Origin of the sequence: Reyranella sp., assembly GCF_036558665.1 — a bacterium.
In the GTDB taxonomy this organism is placed as follows: Bacteria; Pseudomonadota; Alphaproteobacteria; order Reyranellales; family Reyranellaceae; genus Reyranella.
Map to the genome: position 1 here is coordinate 26,354 of NZ_DATBFE010000046.1, position 16,308 is coordinate 42,661.

Below are 16,308 nucleotides of genomic sequence, written 5' to 3' on the forward strand. Positions count from 1 at the left end.
CCGCCAGCTCCGGGTTGGCAGGAGGGGCCAATCCGAGATCGATCAAGATTGATCCTGCCTGTGATCGAGGGCGAAACTCTCTAGGGGCTGGCATGCCCGATGAAGCGCTCCGGCGGCCGCTCGCCCCATTGCGACTGAAAGCCTTCCTCGGCGCTCAGCAGGTAACCGCCGTTGGACGCGTTGAGACGGTCCGTGTCCGCCCAGCGTTCGTGAACGCGGCCCCAGGGATCGCTCCAGTAGTCGTACACCTGACTGCCGAGCAGGTGCCGGCCGATGCCCCACATGTGCTCGTACTTGCCGAGCTTCTTCAGATACTCGTGGTCCTGGAAGATCGCGTCGATGTCGTGCGCCTCGTAGGAGACGTGGTTGAGGCCGGTCCTTTCGTTGTGGACGCAGAACAGCACGTGATGATCGACGTAGTCGTCACCGCGATCGAGCCGGTTGAAGGAGCCGATCACGTTCTCCTTTTCCCCGGCATAGACGTCGTCGGACCGGATCATGCCCAGTGTGTTGCGGAACCAGGCGACCGTTTCCTTGACCTTGGGTGTGGCCAGTACGCCGTGGCCGATGCGCTGGATCGGCGTCGGCGATTTGGAGAGCCGCATCAGGCGCCCGGCACGGCGATGCGGCTCGCTGCCGGAGTTGATGAGGTCGCGCCCGGACTTGCTCGGCGCACCACATTTCAGGCCGGCGACCACCTCGATCTGATAGCCGTTGGGCTCGGTCAATCGCACGCGTTTGCCGCCGCCGGGCTCGTTCAGGGTCTCGATGCCCGAAGCGCCGGGCAGCTTGGCGAGCCGCTCGAGATCGTCCTCGCGGGCGGCGTGATAGGCGAAGCCGATGAACTTCGTGCCACCCTTGTGTGTGACATGCAGATGATGATTGCCGTCCGTCCCACGCATGTAGAGCGCATCGGCCGTGCGCTCGGCGCGGGTCAGGCCGAAATGGGTAAGGAATTCCTCCATTTCATCGAGGTCCGGCGCCTCCATTCGCGGGAAGGCGAAATCGGCAACCTTGATTGCGGGCATGGTTTCCTCCGACACTTTGGGGGCAACGCTAGCGCTGCAACTTGAAAGTGAAAAGGAGGAAAGCATGTCCAAGCCGCCGGTGCCAAATCCGCGCGACCGTTTGAGGTCGTTTGCGCCGAAGCTGATCGACCTTACGGACAACGTGTTGTTCGGCGATGTCTGGGAGCGGCCCGGCCTTTCCAAGCGCGACCGCAGCCTCATCACCTGTGCAGCGCTGGTGGCGCTCAACCGCACCGAACAGCAGCGCGGTCATTTCGCGCGCGCCATCAACAACGGCGTCAAGAAGGACGAGCTGATCGAGCTCATTACGCATCTCGCCTTCTATGCCGGTTGGCCGGCGGCGATGTCGGCCGCCAATGTCGCCAAGGAAGTGCTCGAGGAAGGGGACAAGAAGTGAAGCTCTGCTATTTCAACGACTATCGCCTCGGCGTGCTCAAGGGCGACTCGGTCGTCGATGTCACCGACGCCGTGAAAGATATCCCGCATCTCGATACCCGCGACCTGATCATCGGGCTGATCGCGAAGTGGGATGCGAACAGGTCCAGGGTCGAGAAGGCCGCCACTGACGGCAAAGGCGTCGCCCTCAAGAGCGTGCACCTGCGACCGCCGGTGCCGAAGCCCGGCAACATCGTTTGCATGGCCGTCAACTACATGGAAGACGGCACGCTCAGGGAGAAGCCGCAGATCAATGCCTTTCACAAGGCCGCGACTGCCGTGATCGGCGACGGCGACACGATGGTGCTGCCGGACGTTCCCGCCACCATCTTCGAGGGCGAGGCGGAAATGGCGTTGGTGATCGGCAAGCGGGCCACCCGCGTGTCGCAGGCCGAGGCGATGCGATACGTCTTCGGCTATACCTGCTTCATCGACGGCTCGGCGCGCGGCCTGCCGCCGCCCGGCAACGTCTTTTTCCAGATGAAGTCGCGCGATACCTTCGCGCCGATCGGACCCTGGATCGTGACGGCCGACGAGATCACCGAGCCGCAAAACCTCAACGTCACCCTGACCAACAACGGGCAGGTGATGCAGAAGTTCAACACCAGCGACATGGCGCACCAGATCCCGCGCTGCATCGAATGGGCGAGCTCGATCCATACCCTCGAACCCGGCGACATTCTCGCCACCGGCACCAACCATCGCGGCCTCAACGCCTTCATGGACGGCGACAGGATCGAGCTCACCGTGGAGAGGATCGGCACCCTGCATGTCGGCGTGAAGGACGAGCTGAAGCGGACCTGGGCGCGCACCACGCGCTCGCAGCACAAGGACAAGGGGGGCGAGGGGCCGCACACGCCCCAGCTCACCGGCAAATACGCGGCCAAATAACCAAAAGAAGGGCGTCGCGATCGTGTGCGACGCCCTCTTCAAGAGAAACTGTCTGCAGGTCGCCCTGCATTTCAAAGGTCAGTGCGTCAGAGCCGGCTTGCTGCCCTCGGCCTTGATCTCGATGGCGCGGGGCTTCTTCTCCTCCGGAATCTCACGCTGCAGCTCGATCGTCAGCAGGCCGTTGGCAAGCTTCGCGCCCGTGACCTTCACATGGTCGGCGAGCTGGAAGCGGCGCTCGAAGTTGCGCCCGGCAATGCCGCGATACAGATACTGCTTGTCTTCGTCACTGTTCGACGCGGCCTGGCCGGTGACCAGCAGCTCGTTCTCCTTCTGGGTCACGTTCAGCTCCGGCTCGGCGAAACCTGCAACCGCCATCACGATCCGGTAGGCGTTCTCGCCGGCCTTCTCGATGTTGTACGGGGGGTAGCCGTTGCTCGAAGCCTGGCCCGCCACGTTGTCGAGCAGGTCGAAGACCCGATCGAAGCCAACGGTGGCACGATAGAACGGCGAATAATCGAATCCACGCATGTCAGTCATCCTCCTAGTTGAGCGATGTCGATGTCGCCGCCCCGGCATGGGCACGGCCGACAGCGAAGATTTAGGAAGGATCGCCCGGGCTTCAAGAGGCACCACGGACCTCCTCAAAGCGGATTTTTCCCGGCGCGGCGTGCGGACGAAAGATTTTGTCCGAAGTGAAGGGACCTTCGGCAATTCACCTCCTGGCGAACATGCGAAAAAGCGCCAGATCGATAACCTGACCGAGGTGGGAGCGTCCCGTGGCCCAGACCGATCTCTACTCGCCCAGCCCGTGGCGCCGCTTCCACGAGCGGCATCCTGACGCCCTGCTCTGGCTTCGCGCGACGGCCCAGGCCTTGGCTATGATCGCCCTCGCGGTCGGGCTGCGCGCGCTGGTGTCATGAAGCATCTGCCGCTCTTCTTCGATCTCTCTGGTCGCACGGTGGTCGTGGTGGGGCAGGGGGCCGCCGCCCAGCGCCGTGCCGCGCTGGCGCGGTCCGCAGGCGCGGCCGTCCGCCGCGTCGAGAGCGTCGGCCCCGGAGACCTGGAAACCGCCGCGGCGGCCTTCGTGGCTACGGGCGATGTCGAGCGCGACACGGTTGCCGCCAGCGCCGTCCGGCAAGGCCGCGTGCCGGTGAACGTCGCTGACCGTCCGGCGCTCAGCGATTTCATCGTGCCTTCGATAATCGATCGCAACGAAGTCGTCATCGCCGTTTCAACCGCCGGAACGTCACCTACCCTGGCAACGGTATTGCGCGCGCGGATCGAAGCCCTGCTGCCCGAACGTGTCGGCGCACTGGCAAATCTGGCCGGTTCGTTCCGCCGCCAGGTGAACGCCCTGATCACCGACCCGGCCCCGCGGCGCGCCTTCTGGAGACGGCTGGTCGAAGGGCCCGCAGGTCGCCTTGCCCTGGCCGGCGACCAGGCCGGCGCGCGGCGTGCCGTGCTGGGCGATCTTGATGCTGCGCGGCGCGGCGGAAGGCCTGCCGGTATCGCTCACATCGTGGGCGCGGGACCAGGCGATCCCGATCTCCTGACCTTGCGAGCCGCACAACTTCTGCAGGAGGCAGACGCCATCCTGCATGACCATCTCGTGCCCCAGGCGGTGCTTGATCGCGCGCGCCGCGACGCCGAGCTGATTTGCGTCGGCAAGCGCAAGGGCCACGCGAACCGGCCGCAGAAGGATATCGAAGCCGAAATGATTCGCCGCGTACGCGCAGGCGAGATTGTCGTGCGCCTGAAGGCTGGCGATCCGTTCGTCTTCGGACGCGGCGGCGAGGAGGTCGAGGCGCTGCGCGCGGCAGGTCTTCCGGTAACCGTGGTGCCAGGCGTCACGGCGGCGCTGGGCGTCGCCGCCTCGATCGGCATTCCGCTCACGCACCGGCGCGTCGCCTCGGCCGTCACCTTCGTGAGCGGGCATACCGCCGAAGGAGCGTGCCAGCCCGCCTGGCCGGACCTGGCCGGGCAAGGACATACCGTGGCGGTCTACATGGGCGCAACGGAAGCGGCTTCCGTACGCGATCGCCTGCTGGAGGCCGGCGCTTCTCCCGCTACGCCGGTCGCCATCGTCGAGAACGGCACTCGACCCGATGAACGAGTGTCGGTCGGCCGTCTTTCCGATCTGGCGCGGCTCGCCGCATCTCACGCCTCCCGCGGCGGCGGCGGTCCCAGCCTTATCATCGTCGGCGAGGTCGCAGCCCTGGCCGATGCCCGGCAACAACATCTTGCACAGGTCTCGTGATGGCCAAGAACCTCAGCGGCGATCTCCGGGTCGCTTCCGCCAATCGCCTCGTCGACGGCATGGTGGTCTTCCTCGACGACGCCGGTCAATGGGCGGAGCGGCTCGACCGGGCGGCCGTCGCCCGCGACACGCGTTCGGCTGAAATCCTTCTGCAGCGAGCCCGTTTGGAATCGTTCGGCATCGTCGAGCCCTTCCTGGTGGCCGTGAGCGAGGGCGAGGACGGCCGGATCGAGCCGCTGTCGCTCCGGGAAAAGATCCGCGCCTCGGGGCTCACCTTCGCCGCGATCGCGGCGGAGGCGGTGCGCTATGCCTGACACCCACTTCTATCGCTATGACGAATACGACCGCCGGCTGGTTGGCGAGCGTGTCGAGCAGTTCCGCGACCAGGTGCGCCGTCGCCTCGCCGGCGAGTTGACCGAGGAGCAGTTCAAGCCGCTGCGGCTCACGAACGGACTCTACCTGCAGCTCCACGCCTACATGCTGCGGATCGCGATCCCCTACGGCACGCTGTCGTCCCGCCAGTTGCGCAAGCTGGCCGAGATCAGCCGCAAGTACGATCGCGGCTACGGTCACTTCACGACGCGACAGAACCTGCAGCTCCACTGGATCAAGCTCGAGCAGGCGCCGGATGCAATCGCGGCGCTCGCGGAAGTCGACATGCATTCGATCCAGACCAGCGGCAACTGCGTTCGCAACACCACCGCCGATCACTTCGCCGGCGCGGCAGTGGACGAGATCGAGGATCCGCGCGTGTGGTGCGAGATCGTCCGTCAATGGTCGACGCTGCATCCCGAGTTCAGCTTCTTGCCGCGCAAATTCAAGATCGCGATCACGGGTTCACCCAACGACCGCGCCGCGGTGCGCGTCCACGACATCGGCCTGCGCCTGTGGCGCAACGACCAGGGCGAGGTCGGATTCGAGGTGATCGTGGGCGGCGGCCTCGGCCGCACGCCGATGATCGGCAAGACGCTCCGCGAGTTCCTGCCCAAGGACGAGCTGCTCGCTTATCTCGAGGCGACGCTGCGCGTCTACAATCGCTATGGCCGTCGCGACAATCTATTCAAGGCGCGCATCAAGATCCTGGTGCACGAGATCGGTGCCGAGAAGATGTGCGAGGAAGTCGAGGCCGAGTACGAGTCGATGAAGGACAGCGCCCTCAGGCTCGCTCCCGAGACCATCGAGGCGATCGCCGGCCAATTCGCGCCGCCACCGCTTCAGCCCGGGCGCACGCGGGTTCCGGAGGTGGAAGCGCTGAAGCTCGAGGATCGGAACTTCGCGCTATGGCTCAAGTCGAACGTCGCGCCCCATCGCGTGCCGGGCCATGCCATCGTGACGGCCTCGCTGAAGCCTGCCGGCGCGCCGCCCGGCGATGCCAGTGCCGCTCAGATGGAGGGCGTCGCCGACATCGCCGATGCCTACAGCCAGAGCGAGATCCGGGTGAGCCACGAGCAGAATCTCGTGCTGCCGCATGTCGCGATCGAGGATCTGCCGGCCGTCTATCGCGCGCTTGACCGGCTGGGCTTCGCCGAGGCCAATGTCGGCAAGATCACCGACATCATCGCCTGCCCCGGCCTTGACTATTGCGCGCTCGCCAACGCCCGCTCGATTCCCGTGGCACAGCGCATCTCCCGGCACTTCGCCGCCCTTTCGCGGCAGCATGATATCGGCGACCTCAAGATCAAGATCTCGGGCTGCATCAATGCCTGCGGTCATCACCATGTGGGCCACATCGGCATCCTGGGCGTCGACAAGAACGGGATCGAGCTTTACCAGATCAGCCTGGGCGGCGACGTCGATTTCGGCAGAACAGCGCTTGGCACCATCCTTGGCCCGGCTGTTCCGGCCGAGAAGATCGTCGATGCAGTCGATGCTCTCGTCGCGACCTATCTCGAAGCGCGGAGCGCCGGCGAGCGCTTCGTCGACACCTACCGGCGGCTCGGTGTCCAGCCCTTCAAGGATCGCGTCTATGCCGCTGTTTAGGGAAGGTTCGGCCGCGCCGGTTGCCAACGACCAGCCGGCGCCATTGCCGCTCGCCGATTGGCTCAAGGATCGGGTGGGGCCCGCCGTCGCGCTCGCCAATACCGATGACGTCAATGAGCTGCAGCCAGAGCTTGCGAGCTTGACCCTGATCACGTTGCATTTCCCCAGGTTCAGCGACGGTCGCGCCTATAGCCAGGCGCGGCTTCTGCGCGAGCGGCTGGGTTATCGTGGCGAATTGCGCGCCGCGGGCGACGTGCTGCAGGACCAGCTTCCATTCCTCCTGCGTTGCGGGTTCGATTCCTTCGAAAGCGACCAGAAAGGCTTCGGCGAGGCGCTGGCCAGGGCCCGCACGCTTTTCAGCGTCGTCTACCAGCCTACGAAGGACGGGCGGCCGACGGCATCGCAACTGCGACTGTTCGGCCGCCGCGTTACGCTGTCGGCGGCGGAATGACGGCTGGCTGCGTCTCGAGCCACTTGCGACCTTCTTCCACACTTCTGAAGATGCGAAGCGGCCGCTTGGCGCCTCCAAGATTGGCGAAGCGCGCACCGAGAACGACTGTTTCGTCCGAGCCGGCGATGAACGCAATCGGGCCGCGCGGCTCCATGCTGGCATAGGCGCTGACCCGGGCGCCCAATACCATCATGTCGTCGTCGCTAATGGTGAATCGCGCTTCGCTCGCATCGAACAGCTTCGCGTAGGGCATGGCGTTCTGTACCGTGACCGTATCGAAGTAGTCGAGGATCTCGCTCAGGGAAATGGTTCCCTCGGCCGTGGTATGGACAAGTCGGCGGGCGTGGTCGATGTCGATGCGAAGGGGCACGGCTGCTCACTGCAACGGCAGCCATTATGATCATCACCGGACACTCGACAAGGCTCAGCTCCTCGCCACCTGCGCTGCGACGCACAGCCACTGGCCGCCGCGCCGGGCATAGATGTCGGTATAGCGGCCGCTGCCCGACCGGCCATCGGGCAGCGTGTAGGTGGTCCGCGCGTGCACGATCGCGAACTCGCCCATCAGCCGCACATTGACGTCGTGGCAGGCGAGGTCGCGGATCTTTACCGGCGGCGCGATCTGCCTGAGGAAGCCCTGCTTGTCGACCAGCGAGCCGTCGGGGTTGGTGTTGAGGAAATCCTCCGACAGGATCTCGCCGAACCGCTTGGCGTCGCCCTTCTGCACCGACGCGATGTAGTCGCGATTGAGCCCTTGCAGGGTCTCCAGATCGTTCATAGCCGCACTCCTTCATGGGCCAGCAGCCACTGTTTGCGGCCGAGTCCGCCGCCATAGCCGGTCAGGCTGCCATTGGAGCCGATCACGCGATGGCACGGGACGACGATGCTGACGGGGTTCTGTCCGTTGGCGAGGCCGGCCGCACGCACGGCTCTGGGCTTGCCGATGCGGGTCGCGAGGTCCGCATAGCTGATGGTCGTGCCGTCTTCGATCCTGCGCAGCGCCCGCCAGATGCTGGTCTGGAACGCGGTACCGTTGGTCGCGACAGGGAGATCGTGGAGGACGGCGATGTTGCCCTTGAAGTAGCGCCGCATGGCCGAGGTCACGCCGTGCGGATCGCGGGCGGGCGTCAGCGTGTAGCGTGCCTTGCCGCAGAAGCGGTCGAGCAAGCCCTTCATCCGGCCTTCATGTTCGGTCCAGTCGACCGCGCGCAACTTGCCATCGTCATCGGCGACCACGATCAACTCGCCGATCGGCGTCGCCAGGCGGTCGATCCACAGGCGGAGCGTCTCAGCCATGGGAGGCCATCCGCAAATGCTGGGCGGCATAGGCGTGCCATGGTCGCCACCCCGGCGGTGCATGCTCGTCGAGGGACGCGCCCACGGTGTCGCGATCCCAGTCGCCGGGTGCACGCAAACCCGGCCGTTTGGCGATCAGGGGCGCGAGCGTGGGATCGCGAGCGAGATGGCTGCCGATCATGGCGATGTCGGCGCCGAGATCGAACACGCGCTTGACGCGCGCCACGATCGCGGGAAGGGCACGTACCTCGGGAAAATGGATGGTGACTGCGACTGCATGGCGCTCCGGCAAGTGCGCGACACCGACGCTGCCTCTCCTGCCGTCGAGTTCGACCACGCGGCGCCAGACATCGCCTTCGACGTGCTCGAGCCGTCGGTCGGCGCGTGCCGACAACGCATCGAGCATGCCCGGCCAGTCATAGGGCGGCCGGTAGGACAGGCGCAGCGTGACGCCTTCAGCTGCGCCGTGGTCGGGACCACTCTTGGCTCCCTTCCTGGTGCGACGGAGGGTGCTCGGTGGACGGCCGAACATCTTGCGGAAAGTCTCGTTGAAGCGCCGCACGCTGCCGAACCCCGCGGACAATGCCACCTCGGTCATGGAGAGCCGCGTATCGTGGATCAGATGCTTGGCGAACAGCACCCGCCGCGTCTGCGCAACAGCGATCGGCGAGGCGCCGATATGCTGCTGGAACAGGCGGCGAAGCTGCCGGCCGCCGACACCCAGCCTCTCCGCCAGCGCTTCGACGCCGGCTTCGCTCTCGTCGAGGGCGCCATCGGCGATCAGTTTCAGCGCCCGGCTCACGGTGTTGGAGGTGCCGCGCCAGAAAGCGAGCTCCGGCGCAATTTCCGGCCGGCATCGCAGGCAGGGACGAAAGCCGGCCTCCTGTGCGCCGGCCGCGGAGGCGAAGAAGCGGCAGTTCTCGAACTTCGGGACGCGGGCAGGGCAGATCGGCCGGCAGTAGATGCCGGTCGAGGTGACGCCGACGAAGATGCGGCCGTCGAAGCGGGCGTCATGAGTCTGGAAGGCGCGATAACAAGCCTCCCGATCGAGCAGTTCCTGGGAAAGTTCCATGCCCGGCATGATCCCATTCCCATCGGCAGGTCGCTGGCGGTTTTCGGACATCATTGCTCGGTTCGGCTGCTACCGAAGCTTCGGTCGCGGCTCCTGCCTATCGTGAAGGGCATCGACTTTAGCAAAAGGAGGAACCCATGGTCGATGTGAAGAGCTCCCGGGACGGCATCGTGGTGACGGCCTTCTGGGAAACCAAACCCGAGGAGGTTGGGGCGGTCCTGGAGATCCTGAAGCGTTTCCTGCCGCAGGCTCAACGCGAACCGGGCGTCAAGACCTTCGAGATCCATCAGTCGCTGACCGAACCCGCGAAGTTCTTCTTCTACGAAGTCTTTCGCGATGAAGCAGCGTTTGGTGCCCACCAGCAGAGCGAGCATTTCAGAACGCTGATCCAGGGTGAGGCGCTTCCGAAGCTTGCCAAGCGCGAGCGAGCGCAGCACAAGTTCGTCTGAAGCCATCAGGAGGAAGCAATGTTCCAACGGACCAGTTGCCCCGGACTGGCCGTCTGCATTCTTCCCTCCGCCGTCCACGGGCAGGCGTTGACCGGGGAAAAGGTCAAGGCAAGCCGGCCAGGATCGACGACCTGAATTCCGACGGTGCCGGCACTAGGCGTCGCCGGTAGGGTTCACGACGCCTGGCGCCGGCGCTCGCAGCAGGGCCTGGCCAAGGGCGGCCGCAGAAAGGTCACAGATGTCGGCTGCCTGCGCGACAAAGCAGCCCGCCGTCGAGCAACCTTCGCGTGCGACTCGCCGTTTTCCTGCCGTAATACCCGTCGGAGGACGCGCATGAACGCCATCATCTACCTCGTCGGCCTTGTCGTCATCGTCATGGCGATCCTGTCTTTCGTTGGTATGCGCTAACCGGACCATCCAGAAGGAGAGAGCCATGCCCGACGTGGTCCCGGCGACCGACGTCGCCGTCCGCGCACCGCGGTTCCAGTATCTCGAATGGGGTGCCGTCATCGCCGGTGCGATCGGGGCGGCGGCCATCTCGTTTGTTCTTCTGACCTTCGGCTCGGCGCTGGGCCTGTCCGCGATCTCGCCCTATCCCTATCGCGGTCTATCCGCACCCACCTTCCTGGTCGTGGCAACGCTCTATGTCGCGCTGGTGCAGGTCTGCAGCTACGCTGCCGGCGGCTATCTCGCCGGGCGCATGCGCACGCCGTGGGCCGACGGCGCCGAGTCGGAGCGCCACTTCCGTGACGGTGCCCATGGCTTCGTCGTCTGGGCGCTGGGTCTCGTGATCTCCGCAGCCGTCGTTGCCTCCGGCGTCGGTGGCGCGGCGAAAACCGCCCTCGAGGCAACGGCCGCCGTGACCGCCGGCGCGGCGAGCGGCGCAAGCGCCGGTGCGTCGATGCCGTCGCCCGCGAATCCTGCTCAATATGCTACGGACTTTCTCTTTCGGCCGGTCGCCAATGCGGCCCCTGCCGGCGGCGCTGATGCCGCACAAGGGGAGAACTCGGTCGATCCCGCGTCGGTGACGCGCGTTTTCACCCGCGGTCTCGCCGGCGGTTCGTTGTCGGACGAGGATCGCGGCTACCTTGGCCTGGTGGTGGCTCGACAGACCGGCCTTTCTCAACCCGATGCCGAAAAGCGGGTCGACCTGTCCTTTGCCGAAGCCAGGAAGGCCGAGCAGAAAGCACGCGATGTCGCGAACGAAGCGCGCAAGAAGACCGCGCTCGCAGGCTTCCTGACGGCGGCCACGTTCGCCATCGCCTGCGCCGCAGCCTGCCTCGCCGCCGGGCTGGGCGGCCGCGATCGCGATGAGAGGAGCGTCAAGTACTGGCTCGGGGCCACCCGTTTCTGGTAGGTCGCGCCGAACTCCGCGAGCGCGGTATCCAATTCCGGTCGATCGTCGTCCGATATGGAGGGACGACGATGGCCGACACCGATATCCAGGACTTTGTGACCAGGTTCGCTGCCGCTTGGGCGGCGCGGGATGGCGAGGCGTTCCTCGCTCTTTGGCATCCCGAGGGCCGCCTGCATTCGCCTCTCTATGATCGGCCGGTCGCCGGCAGGGAGATGAGCCGTCTCACCGAGATCGTGAGGGAGAAGGCACCGGACAGCGTGTGGCAACTTCTCGATTGGACCGCGCGCGGCGATACCGTGATCATCGAATGGCAGAATACGCGAACCGCAGGCGGCAAGCGCGTCGACTGGCGCGGAGTCGACAAATTCCGGCTGCGAGACGGCAAGATCCTCGAGGAGCGGGTCTACGCCGATACTGCCCCGCTGCGCGCAGCAGCCAAGGGCGAGAAGCTCGCGCCCGTCATTCCGCTTTAGACCCGCCGTCCCCGCGAGGACGTCTGGCGATCCGGTAGGCGCAACGCCGGGCACCGGCCAGGATGTGGTCGATCCGCTCGACCGTTACGTCGGTGCCCAGAACGGCGCGAAAGATGGCAAGCTCCGAGCGGCAAAGCCCTTGGCACGCCGCGGCGGCGGCGCAGATCGGACAGTGATCCTCGACGAGCAGAAAGCCGCCCTGCGGGTCGTCGGCGATGCTCGCCATGTAGCCTTCGCGACTGCGCACTTGGGCGAGAGCGGCGAGCTTCCGGCGAAGCGACCATCTTTCTCCGACGGCCTTGCGGTAGTCGGCAAGGCTCGCGCCCTGGCGATGTTCGATCAGCCTCTCCAATCCACGTTCGCCGAAGACTTGCCGCGTCGCGCCCAGGAGATCGAGAGTGAGGTCGGAATGCCGGTCGGGAAAGCGACCATGGCCCGCTTGCGTGAGCCGCCAGCACTTGCGCGGGCGTCCGCGGCCATGGCGCTGGTTCTCGGCCTCGACGAGGCCGGTGACTTCGAGTTTGACCAGATGTTGTCGCGCGCCCGCCGGGGTCATGCCGAGACTGCGGCCGATCTCGGCCGCAGTCTGTGATCCGCGGCTCTTGAGGTGGAACAGGATGCGATCCTGGCTGCGATCGGTCGCTTGACTCATGCACGAATTTAGAAAGTAATCACTATTTAAAATAGCTCACGCAGCGGTGGCTGGCAACCTGTCCACCCGCGCTCCGAGGAGACAATCGGCATGGACGACGCGGCAGACGAGGGCTGGCGTTCGCTTCTGAGGCCGGAATGGATGGCGACGCTCGCCGTGCTGCTGAGCGGCGTGCTGCTGCAATCGATGAACGTGCTGATGCTCTCGACGGTGCTGCCGACCATCGTCGGCGAACTGGGCGGCGTCGCCATGATGAGCTGGCCGACGACCGCCTATCTCGCATCCTCCATCACTGCCGCAACCTGTGCGGCGATGCTCGCCACGATGCTCGGCGTGCGGACTACCTACTGTACCGGCGTCACGATCTTCGGCGCCGGCGCGCTCCTCTGTTCGCTCGCTCCGACCATGGACTGGGTCGTCGCAGGCCGTCTTGTCCAGGGGTTCGGCGGCGGGCTGGAGGCGGCGGTCGCGTATGTGGTGGTGCGCCGCACGCTGCCGGAACCGGTCTGGCCGAGAGCGATCGCTTTGTTGTCGGGCATGTGGAGCGTTTCGGTTCTGTTGGGACCGTTGGTCGGCGGGATCTTCGCCCGGTTGGGCAACTGGCGCGGGGCGTTCATCGCGGTCGCCGCCGTCGCGGCCCTGTTGACGGCCGGAGCATTCGTCGTCTTGCGGTCGGCCGTGGCGGAACACAAAGGGCCGGTGCCACCGGTGCCCGCGGCGCGCGTCGCCCTGATCTGCGCCGCGATCGCCGCCACTTCGGCCGTTTCTTCGATCGAGTGGCCGGTCGCGAAGGCCGGCATGATCTGTGGCGCGATCCTCTGCCTGGCCCTGATGCTGCGGCTGAACCGCGAAGCTCCAATGGCACTCCTGCCGCGGGATGCCTTCTCCTTGCGCACGCCAACCGGCGTCGGATTGTGGTTGGTTCTGCTGCTCTGCATCACTTTCAGCCCGTTGCAGCTCTACGTGCCGATCCTCCTGCAGCGCTTGCACGGCCTCGATGCGTTGGCGGCGGGTTATGCGGTCGCCGGCGCTTCCCTTGGCTGGACCGCGGCATCCGTTGCCTCTGCCGGCGCGGCCGGGATCTGGCGAGACCGGCTGATGCTGGCCGGACCGGCCGTCATGGGCGCCGGCCTGATGGGTATTGCGCTGCTTATGCCGGAATCCACCTCGTCGGCCCTCTACTTCGCCATCGCGGTCGTTGGTATCGGCATCGGCCAATGCTGGCCCTTCGTCGCCCACCGGGTGATGAGCGGCGCCAGGCCCGGAGACGAGACCGTCGCGGCATCTTCGGTTCCCACCGTCCAGCAGATGGGCTTCGCCCTGGGGGCGGCGCTTGCTGGCCTGGCCGCGAACGCCAGCGGTCTCGCCGACGCGGTCACAGACCAGGGGCTAAGAGATGCCGCCTTCTGGGTTCCCGCAAGTTTCGTCGTGCCGGCCGCCCTTGCCTGCCTGGCCAGCCTCCGCCTTTCCCGCTAGCGGCAGTCATTCAGCCGCTCGGGCCTCCGTCCACGGACCTACGTCGAGGAAGGTGCTCTGATAGGTGGCCCCTTCGCCGATATCGGTATAGCGGTCCGAGCAGAGCATGTTGACGGTCCCGGCCAGCGCCTCGCTCGTCGGACGCTGCCCGGGAACCAGCACCACGCCCGGTCGTACCTCGTCGCTCACCCGCAGGACGAGGCCGATCTCCCCACGATCGTTGAACAGGCGAACGTTGCTGCCCTCCGCCAGACCGCGCTCTTTGGCATCGTCGGGATGGAGGATGCAGAATGGTTCGCCTTCGCGCTTGCGCAGGAAGCCCACGCCGGAAAAGGCGGTGTGCGCCTGGAAATAGCCGGGCGCTGTGAGAAGGCGCAACGGCCACTTGCTGCCGTCGGCTTCCTCGATCGGGTCCTGGTTCCAGTCCGGCATCGCCGGCAGGCCCTGCTTGGCAAGCTGCTCGGAATAGAACTCGAGCTTGCCCGACGGCGTCCTGAAGGGCTGTCCTTTCCAGTCGTGCGCGATGGGGATGGGCTGTCCCGTGAGCAGCGTCTCTGGATTCGCTTTCGCCGCGGGTCCCGTCGCGCCGTTGAACAGCTCTTTCACCGCTTCCTGCGGCGACAGGCCGAAGATCCGGTCGCTAATGCCCATGCGTCGGGCGAGCGCCTGCGCCACGTCGAAATTGGAGCGGGCCTGGCCCCGAGGTTCGGCCGCCTTCTGACCCCATTGCATCCAGTACGCGCCATAGGCTCGATAGAGATCGTCGGTCTCGAGATAGCTCGCCGCCGGCAGTACGATATCGGCATATTTCGCGGTGTCGGTCATGAAGGGATCGTGGACCACGGTAAACAGGTCCTCGCGCGACAGTCCCTGCCGGACCTTGCGCGCCTCGGGGCAGGTCACCGCCGGATTGTTGGCCGAAACATAGAGTGCGCGGATCGGCGGGTCCTTCATGTTCAACAGTGCTTCGCCGAGGCGCAGATGGTTCACCATGCGCGAGGTTGCAGGGCCCGACGGCTTGCGCACGGCGTTGTAGTTGAGATCGCACGAGGCGGCGGTCAGGAGGAGTGCGCCGCCGCCCCTGACGCCGTAGTGGCCGCTCACACCGGGCAGCAGGGCGATCGTGCGCAGCGCCTGGCCACCCGAGGCGAGCCGGGTCATGCCCTCGCCGAGCCGGATCAGCGCGGCCTTCGCCTGGCCGTACATCGTGGCGAGCTCCTCGATATCGACGACGGCAAGTCCGGTGATCTCGGCTGTTCGTGCCGGCGTGAATTTCGGCAGGATCTCGCGCTCGACCCGGTCGAAACCCAAGGTGTTACGGGCGATATAGTCGCGGTTGGCGAGGCCGTCGCGCACCAGGATATGCATCACGCCCAAAGCGAGCGCGGCATCGGTGCCGATCTTGATCGGGAGATAGAGGTCAGCCGCCTTGGCGCTGCGCGTGCGGCGCGGATCGATGACGATCAGCGGCATGCCGCGCGCCTTCTTCTGGCCCTCGACGAGGGCCCAGAAGTGGACATTGGTGGCGGCAAGGTCGGCGCCCCAGGAGATCACGAGATCCGAGTGCACGACCGACTCGGGATCGGCGCCGCCGACCGGGCCCACGGTCAGGTCCCAGGCGGTCTCGCAGCACGTGTCGCATACCGTGCCGGCCTGCAGTCGGGACGACCCCAAGGCATGGAACAGCCCATTCACCAGCCCGCGGTTCATCAGGCCCTGATGGGCGGAGTAGGCGTATCCGAGGATAGCGAGCGGCCCGCTCTCGCGGATGAGTGCCTTCCATTTGCCGGTGATCTCGCCCAGTGCCTCGTCCCAGGAGATCGGTCTGAACAGACCCGAACCCTTGGCGCCGGTACGCTTCAGCGGGGTAGCGATACGTTCGGGCGAATTGACGTTGTCGGCGTCGCGGTTGACCTTGCCGCAGGCAAAACCCGCCGTGTAGGGATGGTCGGGATCGCCCTGCACGCGGACGACCTTGCCGTTGTCGACATGCGCGATGAGCGAGCACATGTCCGGGCAGTCGTGTGCACAGACAACTCTTACGGACTTCACCACACCGTCTCCTCAAAGCGGGAAACGGTACTGTAGCAGAGAGCGGAAAGTATTCCGGCCTTACTTCTTCTTGGCGGCGCCCTTAGCCGGGGTCGCCTCCGTCTTGGCACCGGACGATTTGATGCCGGCGCCCACGGCGGAACCGGCAGTGCCGGTCATGCCGAAGCGATCCTTGAAGCGCTGCACGCGGCCGCCCCGGTCGACGCTCTGGCGCACGCCCGTCCAGGCGGGATGGGTCTTCGGATCGATGTCGAGGCGCATGGTCGCGCCTTCCTTGCCCCAGGTCGACTTCGTCTTGAAGGACGAGCCGTCGGTCATCACCACCGTGATCTCATGGTAGTCGGGGTGGATCTTCTCTTTCATAAGCTTCTCCAGCGCCTGGCGCCGATTTCCGACCGGCTCGCGCAACAGGGGCGGGTGTATAACGGCCCCGGGGTGT

At 65.8% G+C, this 16,308-nt stretch carries 20 protein-coding genes and 1 pseudogene; 11 read left to right on the plus strand and 10 right to left on the minus strand.

The window, feature by feature from the left end; translation table 11 throughout:
- Positions 1-80: 80 nt before the first annotated feature.
- Positions 81-1,028, minus strand: a complete 948-nt coding sequence (locus VH499_RS06800) for a glyoxalase (RefSeq protein WP_332051944.1) — start codon at positions 1,026-1,028, stop codon at positions 81-83.
- A gap of 64 nt (positions 1,029-1,092) precedes the next feature.
- Here VH499_RS06800 and VH499_RS06805 point away from each other — a divergent pair, with 64 nt between their 5' ends.
- On the plus strand, positions 1,093-1,425 hold the full coding sequence (locus tag VH499_RS06805; RefSeq protein ID WP_332051945.1) for a carboxymuconolactone decarboxylase family protein: 333 nt from the start codon (positions 1,093-1,095) through the stop codon (positions 1,423-1,425).
- Positions 1,422-2,354: a fumarylacetoacetate hydrolase family protein gene (locus tag VH499_RS06810; protein WP_332051946.1), complete on the plus strand. Its 933-nt coding sequence runs from the start codon at positions 1,422-1,424 to the stop codon at positions 2,352-2,354. Before VH499_RS06805 ends, VH499_RS06810 begins: the two co-directional genes overlap by 4 nt.
- 78 nt (positions 2,355-2,432) lie before the next feature.
- Here the strand turns inward: VH499_RS06810 and VH499_RS06815 are convergent, their stop codons facing one another.
- Complete coding sequence (locus VH499_RS06815) at positions 2,433-2,882, minus strand: Hsp20 family protein (RefSeq protein ID WP_332051947.1); 450 nt, start codon at positions 2,880-2,882, stop codon at positions 2,433-2,435.
- Positions 2,883-3,130: 248 nt separating this feature from the next.
- On the opposite strand from VH499_RS06815, the gene VH499_RS06820 reads away from it, so the two are divergent.
- Genes VH499_RS06820 through VH499_RS06840 form a run of 5 tightly spaced genes read left to right on the plus strand, consistent with a single transcriptional unit; the run spans position 3,131 to position 7,042 of the window.
- Complete coding sequence (locus VH499_RS06820) at positions 3,131-3,274, plus strand: hypothetical protein (RefSeq protein ID WP_332051948.1); 144 nt, start codon at positions 3,131-3,133, stop codon at positions 3,272-3,274.
- On the plus strand, positions 3,271-4,611 hold the full coding sequence (gene cysG / locus VH499_RS06825; RefSeq protein ID WP_332051949.1) for a siroheme synthase CysG: 1,341 nt from the start codon (positions 3,271-3,273) through the stop codon (positions 4,609-4,611). The genes VH499_RS06820 and cysG overlap by 4 nt, the downstream gene beginning before the upstream one ends.
- Positions 4,611-4,925: a DUF2849 domain-containing protein gene (locus tag VH499_RS06830; RefSeq protein ID WP_332051950.1), complete on the plus strand. Its 315-nt coding sequence runs from the start codon at positions 4,611-4,613 to the stop codon at positions 4,923-4,925. Before cysG ends, VH499_RS06830 begins: the two co-directional genes overlap by 1 nt.
- Complete coding sequence (locus VH499_RS06835) at positions 4,918-6,591, plus strand: nitrite/sulfite reductase (protein ID WP_332051951.1); 1,674 nt, start codon at positions 4,918-4,920, stop codon at positions 6,589-6,591. The genes VH499_RS06830 and VH499_RS06835 overlap by 8 nt, the downstream gene beginning before the upstream one ends.
- Positions 6,578-7,042 (plus strand): DUF934 domain-containing protein, encoded by a 465-nt coding sequence (locus VH499_RS06840; protein WP_332051952.1) that lies wholly within the window; start codon positions 6,578-6,580, stop codon positions 7,040-7,042. Before VH499_RS06835 ends, VH499_RS06840 begins: the two co-directional genes overlap by 14 nt.
- Here VH499_RS06840 and VH499_RS06845 read toward each other — a convergent pair.
- The 4 genes from VH499_RS06845 to VH499_RS06860 are packed head-to-tail and all read right to left on the minus strand — an operon-like array spanning position 7,020 to position 9,410.
- A complete protein-coding gene (locus VH499_RS06845; protein WP_332051953.1) occupies positions 7,020-7,412 on the minus strand; it encodes a hypothetical protein in 393 nt (130 codons plus the stop codon). The genes VH499_RS06840 and VH499_RS06845 overlap by 23 nt on opposite strands.
- Before the next feature lie 54 nt (positions 7,413-7,466).
- A complete protein-coding gene (locus tag VH499_RS06850) occupies positions 7,467-7,820 on the minus strand; it encodes a nuclear transport factor 2 family protein (protein ID WP_332051954.1) in 354 nt (117 codons plus the stop codon).
- The gene (gene ogt / locus VH499_RS06855) at positions 7,817-8,338 is read right to left on the minus strand and encodes a methylated-DNA--[protein]-cysteine S-methyltransferase (RefSeq protein ID WP_332051955.1); all 522 of its coding nucleotides are present in this window, start codon (positions 8,336-8,338) and stop codon (positions 7,817-7,819) included. The genes VH499_RS06850 and ogt overlap by 4 nt, the downstream gene beginning before the upstream one ends.
- Positions 8,331-9,410, minus strand: coding sequence for a bifunctional transcriptional activator/DNA repair enzyme AdaA (locus VH499_RS06860; RefSeq protein ID WP_332051956.1), 1,080 nt, complete (start codon positions 9,408-9,410; stop codon positions 8,331-8,333). The genes ogt and VH499_RS06860 overlap by 8 nt, the downstream gene beginning before the upstream one ends.
- A gap of 137 nt (positions 9,411-9,547) precedes the next feature.
- Between VH499_RS06860 and VH499_RS06865 the strand changes: the two genes are divergently transcribed.
- On the plus strand, positions 9,548-9,859 hold the full coding sequence (locus VH499_RS06865; protein WP_332051957.1) for a putative quinol monooxygenase: 312 nt from the start codon (positions 9,548-9,550) through the stop codon (positions 9,857-9,859).
- Between the two features lie 153 nt (positions 9,860-10,012).
- Here VH499_RS06865 and VH499_RS06870 read toward each other — a convergent pair whose 3' ends face one another.
- A complete protein-coding gene (locus VH499_RS06870) occupies positions 10,013-10,294 on the minus strand; it encodes a hypothetical protein (protein WP_332051958.1) in 282 nt (93 codons plus the stop codon).
- On the opposite strand from VH499_RS06870, the gene VH499_RS06875 reads away from it, so the two are divergent.
- Both VH499_RS06875 and VH499_RS06880 read left to right on the plus strand, forming a co-directional pair.
- Entirely contained in the window at positions 10,293-11,216 is a 924-nt protein-coding gene (locus VH499_RS06875; RefSeq protein ID WP_332051959.1) for a hypothetical protein, read from the plus strand. The two genes, VH499_RS06870 and VH499_RS06875, sit on opposite strands and share 2 nt — an antisense overlap.
- A 68-nt stretch (positions 11,217-11,284) precedes the next feature.
- Entirely contained in the window at positions 11,285-11,689 is a 405-nt protein-coding gene (locus tag VH499_RS06880) for a nuclear transport factor 2 family protein (RefSeq protein ID WP_332051960.1), read from the plus strand.
- On the opposite strand, the gene VH499_RS06885 is transcribed toward VH499_RS06880, so the two are convergent.
- Positions 11,676-12,341 carry a metalloregulator ArsR/SmtB family transcription factor gene (locus tag VH499_RS06885; protein WP_332051961.1) on the minus strand — a complete coding sequence of 222 codons (666 nt, stop codon included), beginning with the start codon at positions 12,339-12,341 and terminating at the stop codon, positions 11,676-11,678. The two genes, VH499_RS06880 and VH499_RS06885, sit on opposite strands and share 14 nt — an antisense overlap.
- 90 nt (positions 12,342-12,431) lie before the next feature.
- On the opposite strand from VH499_RS06885, the gene VH499_RS06890 reads away from it, so the two are divergent.
- Complete coding sequence (locus VH499_RS06890) at positions 12,432-13,817, plus strand: MFS transporter (RefSeq protein ID WP_332051962.1); 1,386 nt, start codon at positions 12,432-12,434, stop codon at positions 13,815-13,817.
- Positions 13,818-13,823: 6 nt separating this feature from the next.
- Here the strand turns inward: VH499_RS06890 and VH499_RS06895 are convergent, their stop codons facing one another.
- Positions 13,824-15,869 (minus strand): molybdopterin-dependent oxidoreductase, encoded by a 2,046-nt coding sequence (locus tag VH499_RS06895; protein WP_332051963.1) that lies wholly within the window; start codon positions 15,867-15,869, stop codon positions 13,824-13,826.
- A gap of 150 nt (positions 15,870-16,019) precedes the next feature.
- Positions 16,020-16,232 (minus strand): annotated as a pseudogene (rpmE, locus tag VH499_RS06900) (50S ribosomal protein L31); the annotation flags it as partial.
- Positions 16,233-16,308 lie beyond the last annotated feature (76 nt).

Coding starts and splice junctions, on each gene's coding strand:
- cysG (WP_332051949.1), top strand. CDS start 3,271: ATGAAGCATCTGCCGCTCTTCTTCGATCTCTCTGGTCGCACGGTGGTC.
- VH499_RS06875 (WP_332051959.1), top strand. CDS start 10,293: ATGCCCGACGTGGTCCCGGCGACCGACGTCGCCGTCCGCGCACCGCGG.
- ogt (WP_332051955.1), bottom strand. CDS start 8,338: ATGGCTGAGACGCTCCGCCTGTGGATCGACCGCCTGGCGACGCCGATC.
- VH499_RS06850 (WP_332051954.1), bottom strand. CDS start 7,820: ATGAACGATCTGGAGACCCTGCAAGGGCTCAATCGCGACTACATCGCG.
- VH499_RS06805 (WP_332051945.1), top strand. CDS start 1,093: ATGTCCAAGCCGCCGGTGCCAAATCCGCGCGACCGTTTGAGGTCGTTT.
- VH499_RS06815 (WP_332051947.1), bottom strand. CDS start 2,882: ATGCGTGGATTCGATTATTCGCCGTTCTATCGTGCCACCGTTGGCTTC.
- VH499_RS06840 (WP_332051952.1), top strand. CDS start 6,578: ATGCCGCTGTTTAGGGAAGGTTCGGCCGCGCCGGTTGCCAACGACCAG.
- VH499_RS06885 (WP_332051961.1), bottom strand. CDS start 12,341: ATGAGTCAAGCGACCGATCGCAGCCAGGATCGCATCCTGTTCCACCTC.
- VH499_RS06860 (WP_332051956.1), bottom strand. CDS start 9,410: ATGGAACTTTCCCAGGAACTGCTCGATCGGGAGGCTTGTTATCGCGCC.
- VH499_RS06800 (WP_332051944.1), bottom strand. CDS start 1,028: ATGCCCGCAATCAAGGTTGCCGATTTCGCCTTCCCGCGAATGGAGGCG.
- VH499_RS06890 (WP_332051962.1), top strand. CDS start 12,432: ATGGACGACGCGGCAGACGAGGGCTGGCGTTCGCTTCTGAGGCCGGAA.
- VH499_RS06830 (WP_332051950.1), top strand. CDS start 4,611: ATGGCCAAGAACCTCAGCGGCGATCTCCGGGTCGCTTCCGCCAATCGC.
- VH499_RS06835 (WP_332051951.1), top strand. CDS start 4,918: ATGCCTGACACCCACTTCTATCGCTATGACGAATACGACCGCCGGCTG.
- VH499_RS06870 (WP_332051958.1), bottom strand. CDS start 10,294: ATGGCTCTCTCCTTCTGGATGGTCCGGTTAGCGCATACCAACGAAAGA.
- VH499_RS06880 (WP_332051960.1), top strand. CDS start 11,285: ATGGCCGACACCGATATCCAGGACTTTGTGACCAGGTTCGCTGCCGCT.
- VH499_RS06865 (WP_332051957.1), top strand. CDS start 9,548: ATGGTCGATGTGAAGAGCTCCCGGGACGGCATCGTGGTGACGGCCTTC.